Annotated in this window: 20 protein-coding genes and 1 pseudogene; 14 read left to right on the forward strand and 7 right to left on the reverse strand. The window is 68.8% G+C overall.

Annotated elements, in window-relative coordinates:
• Positions 1 to 476 precede the first annotated feature (476 nt).
• A complete protein-coding gene (locus ABZW32_RS34700) occupies positions 477 to 689 on the forward strand; it encodes a hypothetical protein (protein WP_356223996.1) in 213 nt (70 codons plus the stop codon).
• Here ABZW32_RS34700 and ABZW32_RS34705 read toward each other — a convergent pair.
• Positions 647 to 2,503 (reverse strand): zeta toxin family protein, encoded by a 1,857-nt coding sequence (locus ABZW32_RS34705; RefSeq protein ID WP_356223999.1) that lies wholly within the window; start codon positions 2,501 to 2,503, stop codon positions 647 to 649. The genes ABZW32_RS34700 and ABZW32_RS34705 overlap by 43 nt on opposite strands.
• A 92-nt stretch (positions 2,504 to 2,595) precedes the next feature.
• Here ABZW32_RS34705 and ABZW32_RS34710 point away from each other — a divergent pair, with 92 nt between their 5' ends.
• The 4 genes from ABZW32_RS34710 (at position 2,596) to ABZW32_RS34725 (ending at position 6,864) form a co-directional block, all read left to right on the forward strand.
• On the forward strand, positions 2,596 to 4,812 hold the full coding sequence (locus ABZW32_RS34710) for a helix-turn-helix domain-containing protein (RefSeq protein ID WP_356224002.1): 2,217 nt from the start codon (positions 2,596 to 2,598) through the stop codon (positions 4,810 to 4,812).
• A gap of 6 nt (positions 4,813 to 4,818) precedes the next feature.
• Complete coding sequence (locus ABZW32_RS34715; protein WP_356224005.1) at positions 4,819 to 5,373, forward strand: XRE family transcriptional regulator; 555 nt, start codon at positions 4,819 to 4,821, stop codon at positions 5,371 to 5,373.
• Between the two features lie 217 nt (positions 5,374 to 5,590).
• Entirely contained in the window at positions 5,591 to 6,511 is a 921-nt protein-coding gene (locus ABZW32_RS34720) for a caspase family protein (protein ID WP_356224008.1), read from the forward strand.
• Entirely contained in the window at positions 6,508 to 6,864 is a 357-nt protein-coding gene (locus ABZW32_RS34725) for a hypothetical protein (protein ID WP_356224011.1), read from the forward strand. Before ABZW32_RS34720 ends, ABZW32_RS34725 begins: the two co-directional genes overlap by 4 nt.
• A 126-nt stretch (positions 6,865 to 6,990) precedes the next feature.
• Here the strand turns inward: ABZW32_RS34725 and ABZW32_RS34730 are convergent, their stop codons facing one another.
• Positions 6,991 to 8,271, reverse strand: a complete 1,281-nt coding sequence (locus ABZW32_RS34730; RefSeq protein ID WP_356224014.1) for an endonuclease domain-containing protein — start codon at positions 8,269 to 8,271, stop codon at positions 6,991 to 6,993.
• 144 nt (positions 8,272 to 8,415) lie between these two features.
• Here ABZW32_RS34730 and ABZW32_RS34735 point away from each other — a divergent pair, with 144 nt between their 5' ends.
• A complete protein-coding gene (locus ABZW32_RS34735; protein WP_356224017.1) occupies positions 8,416 to 9,549 on the forward strand; it encodes a hypothetical protein in 1,134 nt (377 codons plus the stop codon).
• Entirely contained in the window at positions 9,542 to 9,763 is a 222-nt protein-coding gene (locus tag ABZW32_RS34740; RefSeq protein WP_356224020.1) for a hypothetical protein, read from the forward strand. The genes ABZW32_RS34735 and ABZW32_RS34740 overlap by 8 nt, the downstream gene beginning before the upstream one ends.
• Positions 9,764 to 9,809: 46 nt before the next feature.
• Here ABZW32_RS34740 and ABZW32_RS34745 read toward each other — a convergent pair whose 3' ends face one another.
• Positions 9,810 to 10,340: a DUF6233 domain-containing protein gene (locus tag ABZW32_RS34745; protein WP_356224023.1), complete on the reverse strand. Its 531-nt coding sequence runs from the start codon at positions 10,338 to 10,340 to the stop codon at positions 9,810 to 9,812.
• A 92-nt stretch (positions 10,341 to 10,432) separates the two neighbouring features.
• Here ABZW32_RS34745 and ABZW32_RS34750 point away from each other — a divergent pair, with 92 nt between their 5' ends.
• Positions 10,433 to 11,023: a terminal protein gene (locus ABZW32_RS34750; protein WP_356224025.1), complete on the forward strand. Its 591-nt coding sequence runs from the start codon at positions 10,433 to 10,435 to the stop codon at positions 11,021 to 11,023.
• A 189-nt stretch (positions 11,024 to 11,212) separates the two neighbouring features.
• Here ABZW32_RS34750 and gcvH read toward each other — a convergent pair whose 3' ends face one another.
• Entirely contained in the window at positions 11,213 to 11,593 is a 381-nt protein-coding gene (gene gcvH, locus ABZW32_RS34755; RefSeq protein WP_356224027.1) for a glycine cleavage system protein GcvH, read from the reverse strand.
• Positions 11,594 to 11,920: 327 nt separating this feature from the next.
• On the opposite strand from gcvH, the gene ABZW32_RS34760 reads away from it, so the two are divergent.
• Together ABZW32_RS34760 and ABZW32_RS34765 are read left to right on the forward strand one after the other, a co-directional pair.
• A complete protein-coding gene (locus tag ABZW32_RS34760; protein ID WP_356224030.1) occupies positions 11,921 to 12,694 on the forward strand; it encodes a hypothetical protein in 774 nt (257 codons plus the stop codon).
• 362 nt (positions 12,695 to 13,056) lie between these two features.
• Positions 13,057 to 14,205 carry a phage tail sheath C-terminal domain-containing protein gene (locus ABZW32_RS34765; RefSeq protein WP_356224032.1) on the forward strand — a complete coding sequence of 383 codons (1,149 nt, stop codon included), beginning with the start codon at positions 13,057 to 13,059 and terminating at the stop codon, positions 14,203 to 14,205.
• Between the two features lie 161 nt (positions 14,206 to 14,366).
• Here ABZW32_RS34765 and ABZW32_RS34770 read toward each other — a convergent pair whose 3' ends face one another.
• Positions 14,367 to 15,155 carry a hypothetical protein gene (locus tag ABZW32_RS34770; RefSeq protein WP_356224035.1) on the reverse strand — a complete coding sequence of 263 codons (789 nt, stop codon included), beginning with the start codon at positions 15,153 to 15,155 and terminating at the stop codon, positions 14,367 to 14,369.
• 35 nt (positions 15,156 to 15,190) lie between these two features.
• On the opposite strand from ABZW32_RS34770, the pseudogene ABZW32_RS34775 reads away from it, so the two are divergent.
• From ABZW32_RS34775 to ABZW32_RS34790, 4 genes and pseudogenes are all read left to right on the forward strand, one after another.
• A pseudogene (locus tag ABZW32_RS34775) lies at positions 15,191 to 15,364 on the forward strand (hypothetical protein); the annotation flags it as partial.
• Between the two features lie 83 nt (positions 15,365 to 15,447).
• On the forward strand, positions 15,448 to 15,912 hold the full coding sequence (locus tag ABZW32_RS34780) for a hypothetical protein (RefSeq protein WP_356224037.1): 465 nt from the start codon (positions 15,448 to 15,450) through the stop codon (positions 15,910 to 15,912).
• Positions 15,913 to 16,104: 192 nt separating this feature from the next.
• The gene (locus ABZW32_RS34785) at positions 16,105 to 17,331 is read left to right on the forward strand and encodes an RNA-guided endonuclease TnpB family protein (RefSeq protein WP_356224040.1); all 1,227 of its coding nucleotides are present in this window, start codon (positions 16,105 to 16,107) and stop codon (positions 17,329 to 17,331) included.
• 87 nt (positions 17,332 to 17,418) lie between these two features.
• Positions 17,419 to 17,559 (forward strand): hypothetical protein, encoded by a 141-nt coding sequence (locus ABZW32_RS34790; protein WP_356224043.1) that lies wholly within the window; start codon positions 17,419 to 17,421, stop codon positions 17,557 to 17,559.
• Positions 17,560 to 17,874: 315 nt separating this feature from the next.
• On the opposite strand, the gene ABZW32_RS34795 is transcribed toward ABZW32_RS34790, so the two are convergent.
• Complete coding sequence (locus ABZW32_RS34795; protein WP_356224046.1) at positions 17,875 to 18,291, reverse strand: helix-turn-helix domain-containing protein; 417 nt, start codon at positions 18,289 to 18,291, stop codon at positions 17,875 to 17,877.
• Positions 18,292 to 18,350: 59 nt separating this feature from the next.
• A complete protein-coding gene (locus ABZW32_RS34800; RefSeq protein WP_356224048.1) occupies positions 18,351 to 18,971 on the reverse strand; it encodes a hypothetical protein in 621 nt (206 codons plus the stop codon).
• Positions 18,972 to 20,161: the final 1,190 nt, after the last annotated feature.

The raw sequence follows: 20,161 nt of genomic DNA on the forward strand, positions 1-20,161 counted from the left end.
TGTGTTGTTCTCCCTACTCCGTACGGAGTAGGGAGAACAACACACCACACCCCCTCCGAGCTCCGCGCCACGCGGCAGCCAAAGGCAAAGGATTGGCAAAGAATGATGGTTCGTCAAAAACCAGCACGTCAGCGGCCGTTGGGCAAATTCGTGACCGCACACCTTGACCGGGCGGTTCCTCACCACACGCGGTTGCTCGGTCCGGCCGTCCCCACCTTCGGGCAGCTCGGCGAGCGGCCCGGAGCACGACTCACGGATGAGCAGCAGCCCGGCGCCGAGGACGGGTCGCCACGGCCCGGAGTCCGTCGCTCACGCCGCTCTTGATGGGCGTGCGCCGATGAGCGAGGCCCGGAGTTGCCGGTGGTGGACGAGAATCGGACGACGGGCAGACAATGATCTCTTTCTCTACGAAGGCGGCACCCTTGCACGATCCGCAACACCCGGCCCCCGGTGGTCACGAAGACACCCTGGAGACCGTGGGGAAGGTGATCGCCTGGTACCAGCAGGAGATCCACGCCGTGCGCAGGTCGCCGGCCTCCTCCCCGGGCCGACTGGAGCAACTGATCGAGGAGTACACCGCGTGCGTCCGGGACCGGGAACGGCTTCGGGACGCCGGTGTGGAGGAGGCACAGCGGCTCGGCACGCTCTACGCGGCCCGGCTGAAGGAGCTGGAGACCACCGGCCCGTAGTAGGGGCTGCTTGTGTAGACGGCGGGCAGCGCGGTGACCGGGACGGCTGTGGCGAGCGTGCGGGGCCGTAGCTGCGCGGGCATCAGCGCGCGGGCCAGGAACGCGGTCTCGTCCACGTCGTGGCGGTATTGCGGCAGGACGGTCCGCAGCCACCGCTGCACCGCCCAGAACCGGGCGGCCTCCTGGAGGGTGTAGGGCCGCATCTGCTCGGCCCGCAGCACGTCGGCCGCGCCCACCGGCCGTACCCAGCCGTTGGGGGTGCAGGTGTTGCGGTAGAGCACGGTGCCGTCGCGCCGCCACACCATCACCGAGTCCGCGACCCGGCTCTTCTCGGCGGCCGCCACCGCCTGGCTGAGTGCGGTGAAGTGCTTGTCGTGCCCGTAGGCGGTGGTGAAGCGGCCGTCCTCGCTGCGCCCGCGGGCCCGGGCGCAGCGGGCTGCCGTGCCCTGCCGGGAGTCCGCCGCCCGCACGCCCAGCACCACGAGCTCCACCCGGTAGCCGGCCTCCCGGTAAAGCCGGGCGCTCTCCACGAACCCGTCCGCGCTGCCCGGGGCGATCTCGATGACCACGTCGCCACGCCGCTCCCGCACCCGTGCTTCGGCCATCGCCTGCCAGGCCCGGTAGTCGGCGCGGATCCGCTCGCCCGCCGTACGCGGTTCCTCCTTCAGCAGCTGGAGGTAGTCGGGGTGCATGGTCTTGAAGTCGTCGCCGCTGATGTGGGTGGGCCGCCCGCGCAGAGCCCGGCGCACCATCGGCGCCAGGCGGGTCTTGCCGGAGCCGGGCTGCCCCATCACGTACACCGCGACCGGCTTCTCCTGCGGCGTGATGCCCTCCAAGAGCACGGGGGCGATCAGCACGTCGAACGTCCACCGGTGCTCGGCGGCGGACAGGCGGTGGTAGTCCGTGCCCGGCGCCTGGCGGCGGGCCTGCGCGCTCCGGCGCACCGGTTCGGCGAGCGCGGCGGCCCGCTCCGCGTCCCGCCGCACCGCCAGCGCCCAGTCCGCGGGCAGACTCGGGTCGTGCGCACGCCGGTCCGCGGCGGCGAGCTGCCGGCGGAACACCCCCGTCTCCGCCGCACCCCACGGCCGGGCCCGCTCGGCGAGCAGCGCTTCGCGCGCACCGGCCGGCCGCAGCCACCGCCCGTCGGGCCCGAGCTGGTTGGCGTACAGGACTTGTCCGTCGCGCCGGACCACCAGGACGCAGTCGGCCAGATGGCCGGCCTCGACGTTCGCGAGGGCTGAGGGTAAGGCGGCCGCGCAGGCGTCGTGATTGTCCCAGCCGACGTACCGGGCCCGGCCCTCGTCGGCCAGGCGCAGGTAGCGGTCCAGGACGCCGAGCTGGGAGACGGCCTCCGGCACGGCCAGGGCCACGACCTCAACCCGGTAGCCGGCCGCGCGGTAGACGGCCGCCGAAGCCAGCCATCCGGCCGGATCAGCCAGGGCCTCCTCCACCACGACGTCGTAGCGGCCGGCGCGAGCCCGGGCTTCGAGCTCGGCCTGCCACCGGTAGGTCTCCCCCCGGACTCGCACACCGGCCGTCCGTACGTCCTCCGCCAGGAAGCGCTGGTAGTCGGGGTGGAGGGCCTTGTAGGCGTCCCGCTCCACCCGCACCGCGCCGCCCCGCTGCTCAAGAGCGGCGTGCACGAGGTCCATCACCAGCGTCTTGCCGCTGCCGGCCTGCCCGGCCACGAACACCACCACCGGCCGGTCCTGAAGGGTGGCGTGCCTGGTCCAGGTCGGCAGGATCTCCGTCACCCGGACCTCCTCGTGCTGCCGCTCGGCCAGCACGACCGGAACGACGTCCTCGTCTCTCAACGGACCCCTCCACGCTCATGTACGTGATTCGTACGCCAAACGTACGGCATCCGTCCGTTCCGCGCGTTAGAATCGACGCAAGGAGGTGTTGCATGTCCGAGCTGTTCGACGCGGTCGACGCCTTGATCGCGTCCCGCGCCACGCTCCCGCCGCCGACGGAACGCAAGAGGCTGCGTGCCGCGCACGGCCTGACGATCGACGAGGTGGCCACCGCGCTGAAGGTGCGCCGCGCCACGGTGTCCGGCTGGGAGTCGGGCAAGACCGAGCCCCGCCCGCCGGAACGGGACGCGTACGCGCGACTGCTGAAGCGACTCGCCGAGCTCTACCCCGCACCCGAGGCCCCGGCCGCTCCGGTGCCCGCCACGTTCACCGGCGCGCCCGCCCCGGCCGAAGCGCCGACTCTGTCCACAGACCCGGCCCCCGAAGCTGCGGCCATGACTTCGACCGAGAACACCCAGACCCCCGCCCCTGCTCCCGTCGCTGCCGCTGCCCCGGCCGCCGAGACCCACCCGGCGCCCACCACCAGGACGCCGTCGACGTCGCGCCGCCCGGCGGCGAAGAAGGCCGCCCCGGCGGGCGGCACCGACTCGCGGTTCGAGAACGGCCCGCTGGCGGTCCTGGACGTCGAGGACGGGAAGGTGCTGGCGTACTGCACCGGTGGCCTGGTCCTGGACGTGCCCGCCAAGTCCCTGCCGTCCCTCATCGACTGGACACTCAAAGAGGCCAAGCTCGGGCAGCCGAAGCTCGTCGGCCCCGGCAAGGACGCCGACCCGCTGATCGTTCTCACCGAGGCCGCGCTGGAGCGCTACGGCCTGCCGGCCAAGCTGACCGACGAGGAGCGGCTGGCCGGACGGCTGCCGGAGGGGCACAAGGTCGCCAAGCAGCTGGCCCGCGCGGAGTGGAAGCTCACCAAGCGCGGCTTCGGTCCCTGGGCGCGGATCTACCGGCCCGCACAGGGCGCGGAACGCGCGTGTGTCCAGCTGTGCATCCCGTCCTGGGACGCGCTCGACACCCGGCACTGGAACGCCGCCGCGCAGCTCCCGCCGGCGGAACTGGCCCGGCTGTTGGGCACGTACGCGGTACGGGTGATCACGCCGCGCGGCTCCACGGCCGTGACTGGCCTGGAGCTGATGACCGCCTTCCACCCGGCGACCCGCGCCTCAGAGCCGGACGCCGACGGCCGTCGGCACTCGGAGCGCAACCCGGGCGGACTGGGCACGGATCCGGTCGACTGCGCGCCGTGCGAAGCGCCTGACGGCCACCCGCTCCTGGCCGACCTGCCGCGCTTCCACCAGCGCACCCCGGCCGAGATGCTGATGGAGGAGGCGTACGACTGGGCGCGTCCGCTGACCGACGACGAGTGCCTGCGCCGGAACCTGGTCGGCATCGACGTGAACATGGCGTTCGCCGCAGGTGCCAATGGCCTGGTGGTCGGCCTCGGCGCCCCCACCCACGTCAAGGCGCCGGTGTTCGACCCGAGGCTCCCTGGCTCCTGGCTCGTCGACCTCTCCCACGTCGACCTCTCCCGGGTGAAGTCCGGCAAGGACTGGGTGCAGCTCAATAGGGACCTGCTGCCCAGCCCGTTCACTCCGAAGGGCAATCGCCCGGAGGGCCCGGCCTGGTACGCGACGCCGACGGTGGCGTACGCGGTGGAGCTCGGCTACGACGTCGCGCCGCTCGAGGCATACATCCGGTACGAGAGCGGCCGCTACCTAAACGCCTGGTACGGCCGACTGCGCGACGCGTACCTGGCGACGATGGCCGACCTCGGTGTCGGCGCCGACCTGGCGCCACAGGAGTTCCTCGCGGCGATGAACGGCTACCGCGACCGTGACCTGGAGATGGCGATCGTCGTCTCGGCGGTCAAGGCCACGGTCAAGGGCGGCATCGGCAAGCTCCGCGAGCGCCCGCGCGGCGAGGGCTGGAAGCCCGGCCAGCCGTGGCGCGCTCTGTCCCGGCCGACCTGGCGCCCCGACATCCGCGCCGCGGTCATCTCCCGGACCCGCATCAACATGCACCGCAAGATCCTCAAGCACGCCGCCTTCACCGGCCAGTACCCGGTCGCGATCCTCTCCGACTGCGCCGTCTACGCCGTCGACGGCACGAGCCCGATCAACTTCCTGCCCTACCGCGAGGGCAAGCCGCTCCCCGGCGGGTGGAAGCTCGGCGTGAACCCGGGCCTGGTCAAGCACGAAGGCACCCAGACCGTCCTGTGGGGCGAAGCCGTCCGCGAGCAGCACGGCGGCGACCTCAACCTCGCCCGGTACATCAAGGACGGCACCATCACCCACACCGACGGCGAGGAGTAGACCGCGATGGCACAGCTCGGGGACGGCCTCAACCAGGCAGTCCAGAAGGCATTCACCCGCCCGATCCCGAAATCGGCAGGCGCCCAGATGCGCTACCTGGTCAAGCAGTACAAGTCCACCAAGGCCACCGCGACCGCGCTCGGCATCACCAAGCGCACCGTCGAACGCTACGTCAAGGACCAGATCAAGAAGCCCCGCCCCGAGCTGGCCGACCGCATAGAGCGCGAGGTCAAGAAGCGCTGGCAGCCGCAGATCCGCGCCAAAGCGAAGAAGACGGCAGCCACCACCGGCGGCATCGTCGTCGACACCCGAGCCCGCTTCGGCTACACCGCCGCCCCCGGCACCACCGACGACGGACGAATGCGCCACCTCACCGTCGCGCTGCCACCCGAGTTCGCCAGCCGCCTCTTCGACGCCCAGGACGCAGGAGCAAGCGAGCAGCAGCTACGCGACATCGCCGCCGAGGGCCTGCAGGAGATCTACTTCAAGGACCGCGGCCGCCGCGCCGGCGGCCTCCTGGTGGAGTTCACCGACATCGACCACATCGAGTTCGACCTGTAGCAACCTGGTGATCAGCAGGCACCCGACGCCCGCCCCCAGCCGTTTTGCCGCCCCAGCGCTTCAGCCCAGGGGCGGCAACGAACTCGATGAGCCCGTGCCTGGCAGTCGCCCCCGTCCGCCGGATGGAAGGGCTAACACAAAACGACCCAGCCGGGCGGCCATTTCATCTATGCTTATCCGGCGCCATCTAGGCACTACCCAAAGCCGGGGGAGCACGGTGAGATCTATTGACGGAGGCGAGAGCAACACCTCCGAGAAAGACGTCACGCCAGGGGAAATGTGGACGAAAAAGGAGCCCTTCACGGCTAGATTAATCAAGACCGCAATCCAGCTGTTAGAACTTGAGGCAGATTCGGTTCGACCCCAAAGGAACGAAATTCCGCCGCGAGTGAGTTTGATTAAACAACCACTCCATCTTCCTGCGTGGAAGAACGGTGCGGCCGTCCTGGTGGGAGCGTATCGCTACGAGCACCTGGAACCAGTCCCGTCGATTAAGAACAACTTGACCGCCTTGACCTCCCTCCTTCATACCGGTTTCGGAATCCCCAGGGCGAATATCTATCGCGTCCCGAATCCAACATCGAGGGCGGACATCCAAGGCGTTATCGATGAGGCCCGCCAGGCTGTTGACCCGACCTCTGGGGCCCTCCTGGTCTATTACGCGGGTCACGGTTGGACGGATGGCCTCGGCAGGCTTCAGCTCGGCCTCGTGGGGTCGAAACAGAAGGAATCCTGGACGGCATTTCCGTTCGCTGGAATCCGCGAACAACTGGCAGACAGTCAGATTCCAACCCGCGTCGTCATACTGGATGCCTGCTTCAGTGGTGCAGCCTTGGACCTCCTGTCAGGGGGAACACCCACATCGCTAGCCATTGAGGGCTCGTACGTAATGACATCTTCAGATGACAGTAATACGTCGCTAGCGCCCAAGGCGGATAGATATACCACCTTCACCGGCGAGATCATCAAAGCGCTAAACAGGGGAATCCCCAACGCTGGTGACATTATTGGAATCGACGCACTATTCCATCACGTGCGCGGAATTTTCGAACAGCGCGAATGGCCGATTCCTGATCGTCAGACACGAACCGATGGCGACAAAATTCAACTCATGAGAAACAGGTGGAGGAATACGTGACCCGCATCACCATGACCGTTACCGAAGTTGACGGCAGCGCGGTTCCGGACGGTCTGCGCATGTTCATCAATCGCGACTCTTCGATGCGCGGCGTAGGCCGCGCCGAATGGGAACCCAGGGAGATGCGTGCAGGCGAATTGGGTACGGGCCTCGACATCCTCGCGATCGTCCTTTCGACTGGTGTGGGAATTTTCGGAGCCATCGATGTAATCAAGAAATGGTGCAGTTCCCAAGGGCCCGCCCAGACAGTAAAGGTCATGGTGGGTTCAGCGAGTGTGACGGTAGAGGGCACGACCAACCCGGACGAAATCAAGCGGTTGGCTGACGCGCTCAAATCAGCCGTGACGCCGTGACCACGCAAAAGGGACGGATGTTCGGCGCAACGACGGTGCGGATCTAGATCTCGACCTGTACCAGGGCCGTACGCCGAACAGGAGCGAGTCCGGACCGACGGTCCGGACTCGCTTCGTGTCCCGCGATCACACAGGGGACGGTGTGTCCCACGCCGCGCCCGGGGCTGGCACTCTGACGGTCGGCTGCGCGGCGATGAGCACCTGGTCGACAAACTCGCGTACCAGCCTCGCGGCGTCCACCACGGTGACGGTCTTCGTCCACCGTGCGTCGTGCCACCAGCAGGACAGCTCGAAGCGGTACGCGCCGCGGTCGAGTTCGACGTCCTCGAACCACGGCGCACGCCTGCAGCGGCGGGAACGGATGACGTGGCGCTCGGTCGCCTCCAGATGCATCCGGGCGAGTGCGGCGTGGTACCGGGCGGGCAGGGTTCGCCGCTCCAGGCAGCCACGGCACCCCAGCAGGTGCAGCACAGAGCCCTCCTTGTCCCGCAGGAAGGAGTGCGCCGAGCTCTTCCCCTCGAAGGTGTTGCAGCTGGCGCACAGCGGGCCGCGCACGTAGCCGTGGTCGTGGCAGTGGTCCCAGACCGACGCCCGGGTCTCCGCGCACATGCGGCACAGGTAGCCGTCAGCGCGGGTACTGCGTGTGCGGGCCGACGCGTAGAGCACGCCGTGCAGGTGACCGGTGTACTGCTGGAAGGTGGCGCCTGAGCACGGCGGGCACAGGGTGACGTAGCCAAGCGGGCTCGGTGTGCGCCAGGCACCCCACCGCGGGCCCTGGGCACGGCAGCGGCTGCAAATCCGTGCCCGGCCGATGAGTTCCTCCGTCACCTGTTCCCAGCGGTCGAGCAGGTCGACATAGGCCCTCGGCAGGAAGAGGCCGCTGTCCGAGCAGGTCATCAACTTCAGCGGCCTGGTGTTGCCGATGCTGCGCCGGCGGCCGATGGAAGCCGCCAAGAACTCCTCCCAGGTCAATTCGCCCGGCAGCCCGCTGGCGCCGATGTGCTGCCAGCTGTCGTCCCGCTCTTCGTATGGTCGCTCCCGCTGGTGCGTGTGCCGGGCGTGCCAGTACATCCAGGAGGCGATCTGCCCCCGCCAGTCGGACCGGCCCTGTTCCTCCGGTTCCTGGTCGCCGTACCCGCGGTACGACGGCAGCTGGACCTCGACGACGTCGCCGGGGGCCAGGCGGAAGTCGGCGAACACCTGGGCGGCGCGACGGATATCGCGTTCGTCGTAGGTCCACTTCGACCTGAACTTGTAGCAGCGGACCGCGATGTCGCCGAGGACGACATGGCCGTGCTCGCGCAACCACGCCATGTTCACGAGGTCATCCAGGTCGAGCGGGACGGCGGATCCGGCGGCGATCTCCGCGAAGTACGTGCGGGCGAGCTTGGGGCTGATCTGGGCCATGCCCGGATGGTGGCAGCGGGCTCTGACAGCGCCAGCCCAGCTCTCGCACACCTGTATGGATCGCCGTACGACAGTTTGAGGGCAGGGGTGGGCATGTTCACCGATGCCGTCCCGGCGGACAGGCAAATGGGTGATGATGACGCGGTGAGTCTGGATCTGAGCAACTACGAGCTGACCTGGCCCGTATCCCTGTTCGTGTCCGAAGGTGAGCGCATCATCGCGTCGACCGGATCGTCCTGGACGGACCGTGCCGAGTGGCTCATGACCGAGGCCCTGTCGGGGTCGACGGCCGTGGCGGACTTCGACGAGATGCCGAACCACAACGAGGTAGACCCCTGGGGTGGGACCGCCTCCGGGTGGGGCCGGTCCGCGCCTGCGCTGATGACGAAGTACGAATGGTTCTCCGAGCTCATCAGCCGTGCCTCGGAGATCCGGCCCGCAACCGCGCCCAGGCCGTACTGGCCGCAGCGACAGGGCCGGGGCCTTTCCATGGACGGCAGCACCGCACGGGATGCCCGACGCGACTTCGCGAGGATCATCAACGACCTCGAGGACAACGGCTACCTGGCCGAGCACTTCGGGCAGGAGTGCGTCGACGACCCTGACTCACTACCCGACGCCTCCGCGCTGATCGAGCGACGTCTGGGCATCCCCGGCCTGTGGCCCCTGGCCCCGGAGACCTGGGACGAAGACACTTTCTACGGCCTGATCGAGGTCCTCCACGACCTCGTCAGCCGCCCCCGGATGCGGCGCTACCACAACTACTGCAACTGCGGCTGGCACCACTCGGAGTTCCACAACGGGCCGGCCCGCACCCTGTACCGGGCGAAGGTCAACGAGCTCCTCCGCGCAGCTGGCATCCACTACGAGCTCGCCATGGAGGGGGAAGACCTCGGGCGCCTGGTCGCCGTCACCGACGACGCCCGCAGCCAGCTCGTACACCGCGCCCTCAACGACAGCCCACCCGACGTCACCGCCGACGTCCGCCACGCCATCGCGCTCTACCGGAGCCGGGACGCCTCCCCCGAGAGCAAGCGGTCGGCCATCTTCAACCTGGGCCGCGTCCTCGAAGAGCGCCGTGCCCTGATCAAGGACCAGCTCGGCAAGGACGAGGGAGCTCTCTTCGAGATCGCCAACCGCTTCGACCTCCGCCACCGCCGGGCCGACCAGCGCGGTGAGTACGACGAGGCGTTCCTTGACTGGATCTTCTGGTGGTACCTGGGGACCGTGGAGCTCACCAACGAGCTGATCAGGACAAGGAGCCGCGCAGATGGCTGACAGGTCAGGCTCGGACCAGGACGTCACCTACCGGGCGCCTGTCGGCTGCGTGGACCTTCGGGCATTCGACGACGAGGGCAACGCCTACGAGATCCATGCGTGCCACGACTGCCTGCCCTGGCACGCCGAAGTCGTGATCGTCGACGGCGAGATCCTCGTCAGGGAGTGGCACGCCGTCGGATGCCCCCAGTTCAAGGAACTGATCGGAGACTAGACAGGGCACGCCTGCCGCCCCACGCCCCCCCCGGCCCGCTCGGGCGTTACTCCTCGCCGTCGAAGCCGCGGTCGAAGCCCTTGAGGACCGGATCGAGTTCAGCCGCAGCTCCGCACAGGGAGCACAGCCGGGTGCCCGGGTGCTGCGCGGCGTCCAGGGCCTGGTCCAGGGTGAGCACCGGCGCCCCGGCCGGGGCCTCCGCGCAGTCGACGGCGTGGACGGTGCCCCGGCCGGGCCCGCGGCCGCCGGCCTTCGCCAGCACCCAGCCGGACGGGTGGCGCGGCCCCAGTTCCCGCTCCACGAGTGAGGGCGGCTCCAGGTACTCCACAGGCACGCCGTCATACGCGACGCCGTCCAGGGGCCGTACGTGCTGCGGCGCGCGCACCCAGACCCGGTACTCGGCCGGCTCCACCGTGTCCCCGGGGCCATTGCGGTACGCGGGGAGCCCCACCTCGTACAACCAGCCGTCGCGGACCTGCCGCTTGGACCACAGGCGTCCGACGACGTCCTGGTCCCCGGGCAGCAGCACCCGGATGGGGACCGGCACCGGCTCGGAGGCGGAGGAGGGCGACGTCATGCCTCCACCGTAGGTGCGGACCCCGACAGCAACCGCACTGACCTGCGCGAACACGGACTCAGTCCACAGACCGGGGCCCAGAGCATGCCGGTATGACGAACGACGACGCACAGCAGCCGGCCCCGGGCCGCGGCAAGGTCCTGGAAGCCCTCGCGCAGGCAGAACGGAAGGCTTTCACCCGGCCCGCGCCGAAATCCGCAAAGGCCCAGATGAAATTCCTCCTCACGCGCGCGAAGGGCTCGACCAAGGCCCTGGCCGAGCGCCTAGGCGTCTCCCGCCGCACGGTGGAGCGCTACCGCGCCGGAACCCTGACGACCCCACAGAAGCGGCTCCAAGCCGCCCTGGTGGAGGAGACCGAATCCGAGTGGCAACCGCAGGTCAGAGCCAAGGTCCGCGAACAAGCTTCCACCACCAGCGGCATTATGGTGGACGTCACGGCGTACTTCGGATTCGTCGGCAAGGGCAGCTCGGACGACGGCCGCGAGCGCTCCATCACCACAGACATCTCACCCACCTACACCAAGCAGATCCTGGAGCTCCAGGCAGCCGGAGCGACGGAGGAGGACCTGCACCCGCTCGTCGCCGAGGCCATCACCGAGTCCTATTTCACCGAATGGGGCACCCGAGCCAAGGGCCTGCGCGCGGATTTCACACACGTTGTGTCCATAGAATTCCGGTTCTGACACGGCCGAATTCCAAAGCTGCTATAAATCGTATTCGTGTGCCGAAGCGCGATAGGTGTCACCGAGGCAGGCTTGTTGTCACAAAGGTCGCGGAACGCGACGCGCAGCTTCGAGGATGTGAACCGACCGGCTCGTAGCCGGGGAGAGCCGTGCGCGGCGCCGGATGGCTGGCGCCGCGCAGCAGGGTGGTCAGTCGACCAACTTCGCGTATGCCTTGGCGTCGAGCAGGGCGTCGGACGATTTACCCGCCGCCAGCTTCACCTTGAACAGCCAGGTGGCGTAAGCGTCGCTGTTCACTTCCTCCGGGGTGTCGACGGCGTCGGCGTTGACTGCGATGACCTCGCCGGTGACCGGGCTGTAGATGTCGGAGGCGGCTTTGACCGACTCCACGGTGCCGATGGCGTCACCGGCCTTGATCTGCTGGCCCACGGGGGGCAGCTCCAGGAACACGATGTCCCCAAGCGTGTTCTGGGCGTGGTCGGTGAGACCGATCGTCAGTGTTCCGTCGGCTTCGGTGCGCACCCACTCGTGCTCGTCGGTGTACTTGAGGTCGGCAGGGATATTCGACATGGCAACACTCCCCAAAGGCGCAGTGTGATCACTTGGAGACACAGTGTCATGCAGGGGGATCCCGTGATCCACCTTCGAGAAGACTGCGCCCGAGGATTGACCACCTGGGAACAGCATCTGATGGGCGGACTCGAGGTGCGTGGCTGGCGTGTCGCTGGTGACAAGCAGCGCGCCAGCCTGGCGACAACTGGCTCGCCTCGCCGCACCGAAACTTCAGGTGAACGGCCGCCGGTGGTGACAACCATCGCGCTTCGGCACAATTCGGCGGGCCGTCGACAACGCTCTGGCGGCGGCCCGCGCCCTGTCCGGACCACGATTGCGAGGCCGATGATGACCACGCCCTGGCCGCCCCGGCACACCGCCCGCCGTCCGCTCCCCCCGCGCGTTGCCGCGCCCCGCGAGCCGGTCGACCCGGCCCGCATCGGCCGCCGCGTCGTACGGCGGGAGGCGAGGGGCATGGACGCGGGCGTTGTCGCGGCGGCCCTCGAGGAGGCGCGGTTCGAGGCACGGCAGGCGTCCCGGTACGAGGATCTGGCCGACGACCTCCGCGGCCCGGCGGAGCTCGCGGAGTGGGAGCGCATCGCCGCACTGCTCGCCGAGGCGCCGGCGGACACGGTGTACGACCCGGACGTCGACGACGTCGTCCAGGCCGAGCTCGCCGCCGACGCCGCGACCGCCGCCGCCCGGGAGGCCGAGCTGCGCGAAGCCGTCCGGATCGCGGCCCGCGCCAACCACCTCCAGGTGCTGCGTGACCTCGGCACCCTGAACCAGGCAGAGCCGGCCGAAGGCGACGAAGCCGTACGCGACGAGCTCACCCGCCGCGCGGGCGGCTACGTCCAGGCCGACGTCGACGCCTGGCTCGCCCACGCCCTGGCCGCGCACCGCGGGCACTACCGTGACCCGGCCGCCCGCGACGCCGCCGCCAGCCTCCTGACCCCGCCGGTCCTCGCACACGCCGCCCTGCTCAGCGAACTCCTCCGCCTGGTCCCCGACGCCGACGCCGACGAGCTGGCGTTCGCGGCCCGGCTCGCCGCCACCGAGCCCGAAGCCGTCGACGCGCTCGCCGCGTTCCTCATTCGCGCCCGCCCCGAGAGCCTCTGACCGGGCACCTCCGGTGTCACGCTGACGGAGCGTGCGCGTGACACCGGCCGTCACGGCCACCCGGAAGGCGTCACGTCGCCTCGAATACGTCCACCTATGTCCGTTTCAATGCGCCAAAGGGCTGTCCTCCGTCATCGGATCTTGCTCATTTGCCATCGGACCGTGACGACTACCGGTTTCGTGACATCGAATCTTGTTCGTAGAGACGTTTGACGGGGCGCCTGGTGTCTCAGGTGAGTCTGACCGCCGGGGGTGCGACAGCAGGGCCGGCCCCGAGTTGATGTTCGGGGTGCATTACCTGATGTGCGGTGCGGCGTTGATCAAAACACGCGAACCGCCCCGGACGCCTGCAGTTCCGGGCCATGATCGCCCGCGTCGTACACGCCAAAGCGAAGGAGAGTTTCATGGCGGCTTCTGTGACCCACCCAGGTGTCTACGTCGAGGAGACGTTCAGCCTGCGCCTGACCGTCTCCTCCGGCCAGACCGCGGTGACGGCGTTCATCGGCGACTTCGCAGGCCTGCCCACAGGTGGGGTGCGGGTGAACGACTGGCTGGACTTCACCAAGCTCGCCGACCAGGGCGCAAAGGGCGAGGTCCGGCAGGCACTGGAGCCGGTACTCAAGGGCTATTTCCGGAACGGCGGCGGGCACTGCTACCTCGTCAGCACCGCCGGATCCACCCTCGGCGAGGCCCTGGAAGCGGTCACCGCGCTGGGGGACGTGACGATCCTGGTCGCCCCCGGCCTGTGGAGCCAAGCCGCCAAAAGTGCTGGCGAGTGGGCCCGTGCGCTCACCGGCTGGGCCGCCGACAACAAGGCCATGGCCATCCTGCACACCGACCGCGACCACACCCCCGACCAGGCCAGCACCGCCGTTGATGCCTGGGACCTGGACGAGCGGGTGCGGCCGTTCGCGGCGGTCTACTACCCCTGGCTGCAGCAGACCGCCGACACAGAGCCGGTCGTGCCCAGCGGCGCGGTCGCGGGCGCCTGGACCGCCGTCGACCGCGACCGCGGCGTGTGGAAAGCCCCCGCCAACATTGTCCTGCGCGGCATCACCGGCCCGCTCCACACGGCCACCGACACCGACCAAGGCGCCCACCTCAACCTCAATTTCATCCGCACCTTCCCCAGCGCGGGCACGCTGATCTGGGGTGCCCGGACGCGCTCTGAAACCGACGAGTGGCGCTACATCCCCATCCGCCGTCTGGTCTCCGTCGTCGAACGCGACATTCAGGCCGCGCTGCGGTTCGCGGCGTTCGAGCCGAACACCGCGCCTACCTGGGAGCTGGTGCGCGCGGCGGTGGACAACTACCTGCACGGCCTGTGGAGGCAGGGCGCCCTCCAAGGGAACACGCTGCAGGAGGCGTATTTCGTACAGGTCGGCAAGGACATCACGATGACGGAGAACGACATCGCGGCCGGCCGCCTGATCCTCAAGGCCGGCCTCGCTACCATGCGGCCCGGTGAGTTCATCACTCTGCAGTTCACCCAGGAGACGGCCCAAGCCTGACCCGCCAGCGTTGAGCCTCTGGGGCTGTCACCGGGAGAGCGCACGGTGGCAGCCCCAGAGCTCGCGCGCTCCGCTCAGCAAGGAAGCAACCCGAGCCCCGTCCGACTTCGGTGAGACCGGCCAAAGTCCGTTGCAGTGCGGGTCAAAAGCGGGCGGGGATCTCACCGAGTTTGCGTGCTCGGTAGGCGGCCTGTCGGCAGGCATGCGAGCACCAGCGGCGGGCGGGTGAGGCCGATTGTCCAGCAGCTCCTGCACTTCCAGCAGGGACCACAGCCGCTCCCGTTCCAGGTGGCGGCCGCGGTGGTCGGTGCTGCGGCCGGTGTAGCCGGCCACGAACTGGGCGAACAAGCTGGCCACCGAGCCGAGCATCTTCTCGATATGGCCTTCTCGAAGGGCGAACCCTTGTGCGTGGGCTGGAACTCGATCTGCAGGAACCGGCAGGAGGACTGGAAGTTGCGGGAGATGAAGACCTTCCCGTGGTCGCAGACGATCGTCTCCGGCACGATCACCGGCCGGGCGGCGGCGTGGGCCAGGCGCCCGTCGAGCTGAAGGAGCCGGCGGTGCGGCAGCACCGAGCGGGACATCGCCAACGCGTCTGCCCAGCCCGGCCGCATGGGCTCGGGGGTAACTGTGCGGGCCAGCAGCACGCTCGCGTCGACCGACTTCGTGGTCGGCCGCAGCACCGCCGCGGTCAGCGTCCTCGTCGCGACGTCGATCATGCCGGTGAGATCGACCTTCCCGGTCACCCCGCTGTCCAGCAGGACCAGGACGTCGAGCGGGGTCGAGTCGATCTGCATGATCTCGCCCGGCGCGAACACCTCACGCTCCCCGAACGGCCCGACCGCCCCGTGAGCGCGCGAACGCCGGGTGACGGCCGAGCCGAACGTGTGGGTGCCGTCGGTGAGCTTGGCCATCAGCCGGTAGAGGGTCCGCTCCGAGGGCAGCTTCACCGCCCTGCCCTCGGGCGTCTGCCGCAGCAGCTCGCTTGGACCGCGCCCTGGTCGTCGTCTCCGTCGACCCCGACATCGGCGAGGCCCTCCCCGGCGACACCGCCGGCCCCCAGCTGCGCCAGTACACCGATGACCTCGAACGCGTACGCCTCCTGTACTGGGTCACCGCGCTGCGCACGACCGTCGTCGTCGCCTACATCGAGGTCTGACCCGCGAAGGAGCCCAACGTGCCGTCGATCGACCAGGAACTCTCCGGCCACCGCGACCTCGGCGGGCTGCGCATGGTGGTGGAGTGCCCAACCCAGGCGACCGTGCTCCGCGAAGGCCCAGCACAGGATCCCGGGCCCGTGCGGCCTGGCTCGCGTACCTGTGCCCCGGGCACGCCGTGGACCTCAACGGCTGGCCCGGCGCCGCGGAACACCCGGACACCGGCACCATGCCGTGCGGCACCGTGCTCGACTACCGCTCCAGCGAGCAGCAGCTCCAGTCGCACGCGGACCTGTGGCTCACGCCCCTGACCGGAGTGGACCCGGCGGCGCACGACGGCTGGGCCGACGTCTTGGACCAGGCCGACCGCACCCTGCTCGCCCGGGTCGACACAGGTGCTGCAACACCCAGGTGCAACAGGGGCCGCGTTGCGGGCCTGACCTGTGGAAACACCCCGCGCAGCGGGATCCAGGTGCGTGTTGCACCCCGCGTTGCAGGCCCTGCTCCCGCACCCGTCTTCCACGGCCCCTGCCCGTCACCTGCTCGGTGACCGGCCGTCCGTGCCGCCCACATGGTGCTTCCCGGCGCTGTACGGCCACCTGCGGCGCTTGGATGCCCTTTCGGACCCCAGAGGCGATCAAGGGCCTTCTAGTCGCTCACAGGGGCCCGCGCATCGGTGAAGTCCGCTGCGTTGTCGGTGCCCTCATCTATGTTGATCGCATCAGCGGCAGGGGGTGTTCTTGTGCAGCTCAGATACTCGTTCCGCCTGTACCCGAACGGCTCCCAGCGGTCGGCGTTGGCCAAGGCGTTCGGGTGCGCTCGCGTGGTTTTCAACGACGCGCTTCGCGTTCGTGAGACCGCCCGAGCTGCCGGGCTGCCTTTCGTCCCCTCAGGCGTACTGTCCAAGCAGCTCACCGCCGCGAAGAAGACCCCCGAACGGGCATGGCTCACCGAGGTCTCGTCGGTCGTATTACAGCAATCTCTCCGGGACCTGGACACCGCTTACAAGAACTTCTTCGACGGCCTGAGGGGCAAGCGACCCCCGATGGGACCGCCCCGATTCAAGTCCCGCAAGGACAATCGGCAGTCGATCCGGTTCACGGCGAACGCCGGGTGGAAGACAACGGCCGGTGGAAAGCTCCGGCTGCCTAAGGTCGGCGACGTGCGGGTGCAGTGGTCCCGCTCCCTGCCGTCGGTGCCTTCCACGGTGACGGTGGTCAAGGACGCGGCCGGGAGGTACTTCGCTTCCTTCGTCGTGCAGACGGAGCCCGAGACGCTGCCTGTCACGGACAGCGTGGTCGGCATCGACCTGGGTCTGACCCACTTCGCGATCCTGTCCGACGGCACGAAGATCGACAGCCCGCGTTTCCTGCGCCGGGCAGAGAAGAAGCTCAAGAAGGCGCAGCAGAGCCTGAGCCGGAAGGCGAGGGGATCGGCGAACCGGGCAAAGGCCCGGATCAAGGTTGCCCGCGCCCACGCACGGACCGCCGATGCGCGGCGCGAGTTCCACCATCAGCTCTCCACAAAGATCATCCGCGAGAACCAAGCGGTTGCAGTGGAAGACCTGGCGGTCAAAGGACTCGCCCGTACCCGCCTCGCGAAGTCCGTGCACGACGCCGGATGGTCGGCGTTCGTCGCGATGCTGGAGTACAAGGCTGCCCTGTACGGGCGCACCTTCCACCGCATCGGACGATTCGAGCCCACGTCTCAGGTCTGCTCGGCCTGCGGCGTCAAGGACGGTTCCAAGCCCCTCAACGTCCGGGTGTGGACGTGTGGGGCCTGTGGGTCCGTCCTTGACCGAGACATCAACGCGGCGGTCAACGTCGCCAAAGCCGCCGGACTGGCGGTATCAGCCTGCGGAGCGCGGGTAAGACCGGGGCTCGTTCCGGCGCAGCGCGAAGAAACAGGAACCCACCCGAAGCCCCAGCCGGCGACCACCGGCCGGCAGACGGGAATCTCCGTCCTTTAGGGCGGGGAGGATGCCAAATTGGGGTGCAAGGCGGGCCCCTGCGACCGGACCGGTCTGGAGCCTCGACGGCAGGCGGGTGCACCGGCCGTGCTGCACGCCGCTGCTGTTTCGCCCGGCCATGAAGAGTGCAACGCGCTGCTGCTGACCGGCTGGGTGCGCTACACCCTGCTCCGGGGTGTAGCGCAGCATTCGCACGACCCGGGCGGCACACGCCTGCTGCTCGAGTAGCAAGGCCGAGCTCACCGGTGCTGCAGGCGGCCGCTGCACTGGGGCCGGCTACCGGCCCGCGGCTGCTGTCACCAACGTGCTGCTCGACTGGCTGCTGCTGCGCGCGCTCGGGGACGGCCGGGTTTGTTCTGGAGGAGCAGAACAAGCCGGTTCATCTGGTGCTACCGGCAGCGGTTCCGGCCGGGCTTGGGACCGCGGGGTGTTCTGCTCCTCCAGAACAAGCCGGTTTAGCTAGTGCTACCGGCTTGATCGCGGGCATGAGGAAGGCGCTGCACCCGGGGGTGCAGCGCCTGGTGGCTTCGCGGGCCGGAGCCGTCAGCCGGTGGCGGCGAGGTTGGCGACCTGGGCGGCGTACCGGGCTCGTCGCTGCTCGGTGAAGCGCCCGGGTTCGGCGGCCTTGATCTCCGGGATCGGCATGGGGTAGGCAACCTTGCCGCCGGTCAGGAGTGGGTGGAGCTGGTAGAGGCCGTCTTCCAGGCTCCAGGCGAGTCCGCACTCGCGCAGCTCCTTGAAGCCTCGGTTCACGGTCGGCTTGCTGGCGCCCAGCTCGCGGGCCATCTCGTTCTGGCTGATCGCGGCGGTGCCGTTGTCCGGGTCGCTCAGGTACATCAGCTCGTCCAGGACGCGGCGGCCGGCGGTTGTGATGTCGACCAGGGCCAGGAGGCGCAGGACGTCACGGGGAATCGTGACGGGTGCCTCTGTGGGAGGGCTGGGGACGTAAGAGCTGCTCACGGAGCCTCACCACTTCCGATCAGGACGATGCTGCAACAACGAGGATATGCCGCGCGGGATCACGCGCTCGCCTTGCGCACGGGCCGCCGCTGGCGGAGCGTGACGACCTTTTCCTTGCGGCGGGCGGCTTCGGCAGCCTTCTTCTCGGCCTCCCGCATCTGGCGCCACTCGGTGGGGTAGTCGGCGTGCGGGATGATGCAGGCCGGGCCCTCGGCTGAGTTCCAGAGCTTCTGCCACTTCTCCTGCTCGCCGGAGGTGCCGGCCACCGTCAGCCACGGGTTCAGCTGGAGGACGCCGCGCTTCGCGGTGCGCATCCAGCCGATGTGGGCGAAAAACTGGCTGGCCTCGTTGACGGAGGCCGCCGACAGGCTGCAGCGGGTCTGGAGGTCGCGCTGGTTGGTCTTCACGAAGCCGCGGGCGGCGGCCCGGGTCTGGTCGTCGGCGCGGTTGGCGTTCTGCAGCGCGACGAGCTTGCACCAGACCTGGAACCAGGAGCCGGGCATCTTGAGGCTGCCGAGAACGTCCATCAGCAGCCGGGCGTCCAGGACGTAGCCGCTGACCTCGGCGCTCGCGGCGAACTCGCGGCCCTGGATCTTCTCCACGCCCAGGATCAAGCCGCCCTTGCCGTCCGACCGCGCGACCACGCGCTCGCCGGGGCGGACGATTGGCAGCTGTTCCATCAGCACAGTCCTCCAGGGATGATCAAGGGTTCGGTGAGCACGGTAGCACTAGGTAAACCGGCTTGTTCTGGAGGAGCAGAACAAACGGTGTCTCACAGTCACCTAACGACCCGTCAGGTTCGGGGTGACTTTGTTCTAGGTTTCCAGAACACTCGGAAGCCGTTTGTTCTGGAAACCTAGAACAAACGGTTTCGCATCACCGCAGGTCAGAGCCGTTTTCGGCGTGGATCCCTCTTAGGTGTCTTTAGACACCAGCCACCACCTCACCCCCCCCCTGCCACGCTGCGCACCGCTTGGCAGAAACCGCTGGTCACAACGGGCGTGTCGGCGCTTATAGCCACCGGATAGAGGGAGTCGGCCCCCGTGGCTGAGCTCGCTTCGCGTGCGGCGCCGTCCCCAGGTGCGGGTCGGGGACAGCAGCAGCGGTTCTGAGTCTCGGGTGGTACCAGTCGTGACGATCAAAAGTCCGGAAGCGTGGCTGGTCCCGGAGCGCGGTTCCGCCGCCCGGCCTTGGGGGGCCGTTCGGCTCCGGTGCCTCCGAACGCCGGAATTCCGGCTTTCCGATATCTGAGGTACCGTTCTGCGGCTGAGGTCGGACACTTCCCAATTCGTGATTCCTGACCTAAGTGGTGGGCTTGATTCGGGCGCTGATGCAGGCTCAAAAACTGAACCCCGCCAGGGTGGTTGGGTGGTGTCTCGTGTTTCCGCCAACGGTACATGCTGCATCAACCCGATGCACCCGCTACACTAGAACCCGACACGAACGAGCGACCCCCACCCCTCCGTAGCCGCCAGGCCCACGCAGTGGGCCTTAACGGTTCTGGAGGCGCAGCCGGAAGGACCGTCAGGCGGGGGAGCGCAGCGGACCCGCCCGGGAGCGCACCGCACTCCCCATCTCCCTCCAACTCTCCACCAGGAGACCCCACCAGGCGCACCGTCAGACCCCCATCGGCCCGGCCGCGCATCGCGCGGCCCGCCGGGCGCGCAGCGGCCGGCCCCACTGGCTCCCGAAGCGCAGCGCAGGGAGCCGCCCACGCTTCGCGTGGGCGCGGGGCGCGCAGCGACCCGCCCCGCTGTCCCATCGCGCAGCGATGCCGCCGCGAGCATCAAGGGAACGGAAGGTAAGCCGATGACCGTTGCCGCCCCGGCCGGAACGGTGGAGTGGGTGCGCCATGTCCTCGCCACCCACT

The sequence above is a fragment of the Streptomyces sp. NPDC004667 genome (assembly GCF_040609475.1).
Classification (GTDB): domain Bacteria; phylum Actinomycetota; class Actinomycetes; order Streptomycetales; family Streptomycetaceae; genus Streptomyces.

Bases quoted from the DNA above. Each gene is read 5' to 3' on its own strand.
- ABZW32_RS34740 (WP_356224020.1), top strand. From the start codon at position 9,542: ATGGCTGACAGGTCAGGCTCGGACCAGGACGTCACCTACCGGGCGCCT.
- ABZW32_RS34730 (WP_356224014.1), bottom strand. From the start codon at position 8,271: ATGGCCCAGATCAGCCCCAAGCTCGCCCGCACGTACTTCGCGGAGATC.
- ABZW32_RS34715 (WP_356224005.1), top strand. From the start codon at position 4,819: ATGGCACAGCTCGGGGACGGCCTCAACCAGGCAGTCCAGAAGGCATTC.
- ABZW32_RS34765 (WP_356224032.1), top strand. From the start codon at position 13,057: ATGATCGCCCGCGTCGTACACGCCAAAGCGAAGGAGAGTTTCATGGCG.
- ABZW32_RS34760 (WP_356224030.1), top strand. From the start codon at position 11,921: ATGATGACCACGCCCTGGCCGCCCCGGCACACCGCCCGCCGTCCGCTC.
- ABZW32_RS34750 (WP_356224025.1), top strand. From the start codon at position 10,433: ATGACGAACGACGACGCACAGCAGCCGGCCCCGGGCCGCGGCAAGGTC.
- ABZW32_RS34800 (WP_356224048.1), bottom strand. From the start codon at position 18,971: ATGGAACAGCTGCCAATCGTCCGCCCCGGCGAGCGCGTGGTCGCGCGG.
- ABZW32_RS34710 (WP_356224002.1), top strand. From the start codon at position 2,596: ATGTCCGAGCTGTTCGACGCGGTCGACGCCTTGATCGCGTCCCGCGCC.
- ABZW32_RS34745 (WP_356224023.1), bottom strand. From the start codon at position 10,340: ATGACGTCGCCCTCCTCCGCCTCCGAGCCGGTGCCGGTCCCCATCCGG.
- gcvH (WP_356224027.1), bottom strand. From the start codon at position 11,593: ATGTCGAATATCCCTGCCGACCTCAAGTACACCGACGAGCACGAGTGG.